7 protein-coding genes and 1 pseudogene are annotated in these 6042 nt (G+C 70.3%); 4 read left to right on the top strand and 4 right to left on the bottom strand.

All coding sequences use genetic code 11. From position 1 onward, the window contains the following. Together G3I19_RS33710 and G3I19_RS33705 are read right to left on the bottom strand one after the other, a co-directional pair. Positions 1-890: DUF6397 family protein (locus G3I19_RS33710; RefSeq protein ID WP_164267512.1), on the bottom strand; the 890-nt coding region annotated here is incomplete at its 3' end. A gap of 167 nt (positions 891-1057) precedes the next feature. Continuing rightward, positions 1058-1471, bottom strand: a complete 414-nt coding sequence (locus G3I19_RS33705; protein WP_164267511.1) for a roadblock/LC7 domain-containing protein — start codon at positions 1469-1471, stop codon at positions 1058-1060. A gap of 334 nt (positions 1472-1805) precedes the next feature. On the opposite strand from G3I19_RS33705, the gene G3I19_RS33700 reads away from it, so the two are divergent. After that, positions 1806-2234: a PPOX class F420-dependent oxidoreductase gene (locus G3I19_RS33700; protein WP_164267510.1), complete on the top strand. Its 429-nt coding sequence runs from the start codon at positions 1806-1808 to the stop codon at positions 2232-2234. On the opposite strand, the gene G3I19_RS33695 is transcribed toward G3I19_RS33700, so the two are convergent. Continuing rightward, the gene (locus tag G3I19_RS33695; protein WP_343235289.1) at positions 2231-2521 is read right to left on the bottom strand and encodes a zf-HC2 domain-containing protein; all 291 of its coding nucleotides are present in this window, start codon (positions 2519-2521) and stop codon (positions 2231-2233) included. The genes G3I19_RS33700 and G3I19_RS33695 overlap by 4 nt on opposite strands. Before the next feature lie 208 nt (positions 2522-2729). On the opposite strand from G3I19_RS33695, the gene G3I19_RS33690 reads away from it, so the two are divergent. Next, positions 2730-4439, top strand: a complete 1710-nt coding sequence (locus G3I19_RS33690; protein WP_164267513.1) for a molybdopterin-dependent oxidoreductase — start codon at positions 2730-2732, stop codon at positions 4437-4439. A 121-nt stretch (positions 4440-4560) separates the two neighbouring features. Continuing rightward, positions 4561-5052, top strand: coding sequence for a peroxiredoxin (locus tag G3I19_RS33685; RefSeq protein WP_164267508.1), 492 nt, complete (start codon positions 4561-4563; stop codon positions 5050-5052). 84 nt (positions 5053-5136) lie between these two features. Here G3I19_RS33685 and G3I19_RS33680 read toward each other — a convergent pair whose 3' ends face one another. After that, positions 5137-5670, bottom strand: coding sequence for a DUF4383 domain-containing protein (locus G3I19_RS33680; RefSeq protein WP_164267507.1), 534 nt, complete (start codon positions 5668-5670; stop codon positions 5137-5139). Between the two features lie 205 nt (positions 5671-5875). Between G3I19_RS33680 and G3I19_RS37860 the strand changes: the two are divergent. Further along, positions 5876-6042: pseudogene (locus tag G3I19_RS37860) on the top strand (SAM-dependent methyltransferase); the annotation flags it as partial.

Here is a 6042-nt window from a genome sequence, read left to right as displayed (position 1 = left end):
CCCCCTTCCGGCCTGGCCGCCCCGGTCGGCGCACCACTCGCCGGCCCAGCCACCGGCCGAGCCCCCGCAGCAACCGGGCGGACGTCATCGCCGGGCCGCGGGGCCTCCCGGCTCGCGCGGGCTTCCTCCAGCGCCAGAATCAGACTCGTCCTGCACCAGAGGATCTCGTCGGGATCGTCCGGCGCCAGCAGCCGCTCCGCCACCTCCCGCGCAGCCGGGGAGTCCGGGCGCACAGCCACCGGGTCCGGCCGGAGCCTGTTCAGATACGCGCGCTCGTACGGATCGTCCACCACCTCCGCGAGCTGCACCGGATCGAGTGCGCCGGCCAGCACGGCGGCGCGGGCCCAGGCCCCGTCCGCCCGCCGCAGCAACAGCGCCTGCCTGCGCCCCCGCCAGTTCCGCGCACGCCAGTCCTCCCCCGCACCCAGCCTGCCGCGCAGCGGTTCCGGGGTACGACCCGTGAGCAGCGCGGGCTGGTCCTCCGCGAACTTCTCGACATCCGCGGCGAGATACATCCAGACCACGGCGCGATAGCGGTTCAGATGGAACGACACGGGCGTGAAGCAGCCGGCCCGCGCCAGCCTGGTGAACCGGGCCCGGCTGATGCCGATGAGTTCGGCTGCCGCGGCCGTCCCCACCGCCCTCACCCGCCCCCGCAAGATGTCCGGAAACCCCTCCACGGCCCTCAGCCGGTCGACCTCCTCCCTGGCGATCCGCCGCCGAGCGCCGACCGCATCCGCCGTGACCCCGACCAGGCCGAGCTGCACGGCCAGCTCGAACTCCCCCCGCTTCAGGTCAAGTTCCTGAGCGGCCTGGCCGAAAGTCAGCGACCTCCCGGCGCCTCCCACCGCGGCCGTCTCGCGTCCGCGATCTGCTTCGGTAACAGCCATGACATCCTCCCCCGTGACGAACGAATACTCTCTGTAATCAGAGTAGCCGGGAGGGGCCCAGCACCGGACCGCCCTGTGGATAACTCCGTGCGCCGGACGGACTGCGCAGGTCAGCGAGGTGCCATCAGGCAGTCGAAGACGGGTGCCACCGGGTCATGGACGGGGTGTCACCACGTCGCGGACGTGGGGTCGTCGGGCTGCCTGGCGGCGACCGCCAGGTGTTCACCGACCCGGTTGACGAGCAGGGTCATCTCGTACGCTATCTGCCCCATGTCCGCCTCGGCCGTGCCCAGTACGGCGAGACAGCTGCCCTCCCCCGCCGCGGTGACGAAGAGGATTCCCTCGTCGAACTCGACCATCGTCTGACGGACGCCGCCCGCGCGGAAGTGCCGTCCCGACCCTTTGGCGAGGCTGTGCAGACCTGAGGCGACCGCGGCCAGATGCTCCGCGTCCTCCCGCACCAGTTCCTTGCTCACCCCGGTGACCAGCCCGTCGTTGGACAGCACCATCGCGTACCGAACGTGCTCCACCCGGTCCGTCAGGTCGTCCAGCAGCCAGTCGAGTCCCTTGCTCAGCGCCATGTCCCGGCCCTCCCCCTTGATTCCGTTCCCCGGTCCCTCGAACTGCGGCCAGCCTTCACCACAGCCGCGCTCCGGGCAAGGAGACGCGTTCCGGACCGGTTCGGTTCGGATTCGGCTCAGGTTCGGCTCGGGTTCGGGTGCGACCTCGACTCGGGTTCGGGTGCGACCTCGACTCGGGTTCGGGTGCGACCTCGGCTCGGGTCCGGGTGCGACCCCGGCTCGGGTTCGACTTCCGACTCGGTTCCGGTGCGACCTCGGCCCGGGTCCGACTTCCGACTCGGTTCCGGCCGGGTTTCGGATCGCGACGTGGCCGTGCACGGCTGATGATGTGGGCATGGCCCAGCAGATGACCGAAGAACAGTGGCGGGCATTCGTCTCGCACTCCACTCGTACCGGCAAGCTCTCGACCGTACGCGCCGACGGGAGCCCGCACATCGCCCCGATCTGGTTCGTCCTGGACGGCCAGGACCTGGTGTTCAACACGGGCAGGACCACCGTCAAAGGCCGGAATCTGGCCCGTGACGGACGCGTGGCCCTGTGCGTGGACGACGACCGCCCGCCGTTCGCGTTCGTCGTGCTCCAGGGGCACGCGACGCTGAGCGAGGACCTGGCCGAGGTTGGGCACTGGGCCGGCCGGATCGGCGCCCGTTACATGGGCGAGGGGCGCGCGGCTGAATTCGCCGAGCGCAACGGCGTACCGGGCGAAATGCTCGTGCGGGTGCGGATCGAGAAGGTCCTCGCACAGGCCGACGTGGCGGATTAGCAGGCGCCCGGCCTGCGCGCCCGCGCACGCCAGCGTGCCAGACCCGCCGTGAACCGTCCGGGCGCCTCCTGCCGTACACCTGCAATATCGTTCAGTACTCGCTCCTTCAGCCCGGCGGGCACACCGGTCCGCAGCGCGCTGCCGAGCCGCGCCGCGGTCGCGGCCAGTTCGTCCGACTCCTGTGAGCACGCCGGGCACTCCGCGCAGTGCGCCAGGAACATCGCCCGTTCGTCGTCGGCGAGTGCGTGCAGCGCATAAGCACCGATCGCCGTATGCGCGTCATCCACTGGCACCGCACCCTCCCGGTCTCCGGACCGGCGGGGAGCCGGCAGCCATTCACCGTTCATTCGGTGGTGGGAGGGCCCGGGATTGGTCCCGGGTGCCGCAGGTCAGCCGAATGCCGCAGCGATCGCTCGGCCATCGCCCTGACCAATCCGGCGGCCGGTCGGTTCCGAAGAACAGACCGTGACCAAAAATCCCAGCAAATGGATCCGCATGCCGCTGGCGGCGCTGTGCGGGCTGCTCTCAGGTTATGCGGCTCTGGCGGTCGCCGAACTGGTCTCGGCTGCCGTCCGCCCCGAGTCGGGGCCGGTCGTGGCAGTGGGTTCCGCGGCCATCGACCGCACTCCCCCGGCGCTCAAGGACTGGGCGATCCGCCACTTCGGCACCAACGACAAGCTGGTCCTCCAGCTCGGCATCCTCGCCGTCCTCACCCTCCTCGCCGCCGTTCTCGGGGCGCTGGCACTGCGCCATCGGCGGATCGGCGCGGCCGGGGTCCTGGTCTTCGGCGTCATCGGCAGCGTGGCGGCGACCAGCCGCCCCGACACCACCGGTTTCCCCGATGCCCTGCCGTCCATCGTCGGCGCCGTCGTCGCGGCATGCCTGCTGTACTGGCTGGTCGGGCGTCTCGCCCCGGCGGCTCCGGTCACCGGGACTGCCCATACCGGCCGGACCATCGGCGCAGCCGGAACAGGCCCCACCACCGAGCCCGACGAGACCGACGAGCCCGCCCACAACACCAAGAACACGGAGCCCGACGAGCCCGAGACCGCACACCCGAGTCCCGCCGGGGCCGTCCACGAGATGACCGGTCCCGAGGGTGAGCGAGGCTGGGACAGGCGCGGTTTCGTCATCGCCGCGACCGCCGCCGCCGCTGTGTCCACGGGCGCAGGAGCGCTGGGCAGATCGCTCAACAACGCCAGCGGGGGCAACGCCGTGGCATCCCGCAACAGCGTCACGCTGCCCAGGCCCGCCTCCCCCGCCGCCCCCATTCCCAAGGGCGCCCAGCTGCGGGTCCCCGGCGCGAGCCCGTTCGTCACCCCCAACGCGGACTTCTACCGGGTGGACACCGCCCTCGTCGTCCCCAAGGTCGATGCCAACAGCTGGAAGCTGAGCATCCACGGCAAGGGCGTCACCCGCCCCCTCACCGTGGACTTCAAGAACCTGCTGCACCGGGATCTGATCGAGCGCACCATCACGCTGACCTGTGTGTCGAACGAGGTCGGCGGACCGTACGTCGGCACCGCCCGCTGGATCGGCGTACGCCTGGCCGATCTGCTCGCTGAGGCCGGTGTGAAGCCGCCGTCCAAGGGCGGACCCGCCGATCAGCTGGTGGCGCGCTCGGTGGACGGCATGACGATCGGGAGCCCCGTCGAGGACGTCATGGACGGCCGTGACGCGATGCTCGTGGTCGGCATGAACGGCCGGCCGCTGCCGTTCGAGCACGGTTTCCCGGTGCGGATGCTCGTCCCGGGGCTGTACGGATACGTGTCGGCCTGCAAGTGGATCCAGGACATCGAACTCACCACGTTCGACGACTACGACCCGTACTGGGTGAAGCGGGACTGGTCCAGGCTCGGCCCCATCAAGACCGAGTCGCGCATCGATACACCCAAGCCCTTCGCCCGCCCGAAGACCGGGAACACCGTGATGATCGCCGGGGTGGCGTGGGCCCAGCACCGCGGTGTCGAGCGGGTCGAGGTCCGTATCGACGACGGGCCGTGGAACAGCGCCCACCTCGCGTCACAGGCCACCACCGACACCTGGCGCCAGTGGTCCTTCCCCTGGAAGCCCACCGCGTCGGGCAGCCACACCCTGACCGTCCGGGCGACCGACCGCACCGGCGCGACACAGACGTCGAAACGGACCGACACGATTCCGAACGGTGCGAGTGGCTGGCACTCGGTCGTCGTCACGGCGGAGTGACACACCTCGCGGCGCCCCGGGCACCGGCCCTCGCCGCCTCCCGGCACCTGCACCCGCGGCGTCCCAGCCCCGGCCGGGTCGGCATACTCGGCGGTACCCGTACTTCTCCTGGAGTGAACTGATGGCATCAACACCCACGCCCGGCCAAGCCGTTGCGGACTTCTCGCTCCCCGGCGGAGTCCTGAGCAACGACGTCTTCGAGCGACGGGATTTCGTACTGAGCGAGCAGCGCGGGCATCCGCTGGTCCTCGCGTTCTACCCCGGCGACGACACCAGCGTCTGCACCAAGCAGCTCTGTTCGTACTCCAGCGGCCTGGAGACGTTCACCGACTGCGGCGCCGAGGTCTGGGCGATCAGTCCGCAGAGCGTGGACAGCCATGAGGAGTTCGCCAGGAAGTACGGCCTCCGTATGCCGCTGCTCGCCGACACCGACCGGTCCGTGGCACGCGCCCTGGGCATCGCGGCCCCGGGGATCGGCCTGCGCCGCGCCGTGTTCCTCATCGCCCCCGACGGGACGCTCCACTGGAAGCATGTCGCGCTGCTGGGCGCGACGTTCCAGTCGACGGAGACGCTGGCCAGGCAGCTGGCCGGCCTCGGCGCCACCGGCGGCTGACACGCGCACCCACGGGCAGGCGTGTGAACCCACGGGCAGGCATGCGCACCACGGCAGGCGTGTCACGTGTGGCTCGCGGGCTGGTCAGCGGGCGGCGGCCTGCCGTGCGCGCCGCTCCCGCCTCTCCTGCCGTGCGCGCCAGTACGGGTTGTCGTGCGGCAGACCGCCGGACACTCTGCCGTACATCCCGAAGGTCATCAGCAGGAGTCCGACCACAAAGCTGAACAGAACGTTCTGCATGTGAAATGCCAGGAAGTTGGAGCTGGTGCCGATCAGGGCGAGGTTGACGAAGCCGCTGATGATGAAGGCCACGCCGATGACCATGTTGAGCGTCGACGCGATGTTCCCGCCGATGACAGAGCCCGCGAGCAGGATCATGCCGATCACGATCGACAGGACGCTCAGCGCGCCGTTGGTGTTCAGTCCGGCGACCATGTCTCCGCCGGTGCTGAAGAACCCGATCTTGTCGATCACGCCGAGTACCCCGAAGACCACCAGAGCGAGGCCCATCAGACCGGCCCCGAACCGGTAGACGCGGCTCAGTCTGTGGTCGACCGGCAGATGTTCGTCCAGCACGAAGCGGGTCCGGGGAGCGCGCACGGTATGGCTCGTAGCCATCTCTGGTCCTCCTCCGTTTCCGGAGGCATCCCGCCCCGGTCGGCCGATCAGGATGTACTCGATGGACCGATATGCCCCCATTTGCTGTTACTCATGGTATTCGATGGCGGGCGACAGAGGGACACGGGCGAGGGATACGGGCGGCCGCGGAGCCCGCACCCGTATCCCACCCACCCGGCACCACCGGGAGGGGCATCATCTCCTCATGACCGATGACCACACACACGTCCAGGAGTTCTTCGGCGCCCGGGCCGCCGGCTGGGACGCTCGGTTCCCGGACGACGGGCCCGCCTATGCCGCCGCCGTCGCGGACATGGGGCTGCGCCCCGGCGACGCCGTGCTCGACGCGGGCTGCGGCACCGGAAGGGCCCT

It is taken from the genome of Streptomyces sp. SID10853 (genome assembly GCF_010548145.1).
Taxonomy (GTDB): Bacteria; Actinomycetota; Actinomycetes; order Streptomycetales; family Streptomycetaceae; genus Streptomyces.
The sequence above is the reverse complement of the archived record's forward strand: the minus strand, read 5'-3'. Positions and strand labels throughout refer to the sequence as shown.

Coding starts and splice junctions, on each gene's coding strand:
- G3I19_RS33705 (WP_164267511.1), bottom strand. CDS start 1,471: ATGGCGCTGAGCAAGGGACTCGACTGGCTGCTGGACGACCTGACGGAC.
- G3I19_RS33700 (WP_164267510.1), top strand. CDS start 1,806: ATGGCCCAGCAGATGACCGAAGAACAGTGGCGGGCATTCGTCTCGCAC.
- G3I19_RS33690 (WP_164267513.1), top strand. CDS start 2,730: ATGCCGCTGGCGGCGCTGTGCGGGCTGCTCTCAGGTTATGCGGCTCTG.
- G3I19_RS33685 (WP_164267508.1), top strand. CDS start 4,561: ATGGCATCAACACCCACGCCCGGCCAAGCCGTTGCGGACTTCTCGCTC.
- G3I19_RS33680 (WP_164267507.1), bottom strand. CDS start 5,670: ATGGCTACGAGCCATACCGTGCGCGCTCCCCGGACCCGCTTCGTGCTG.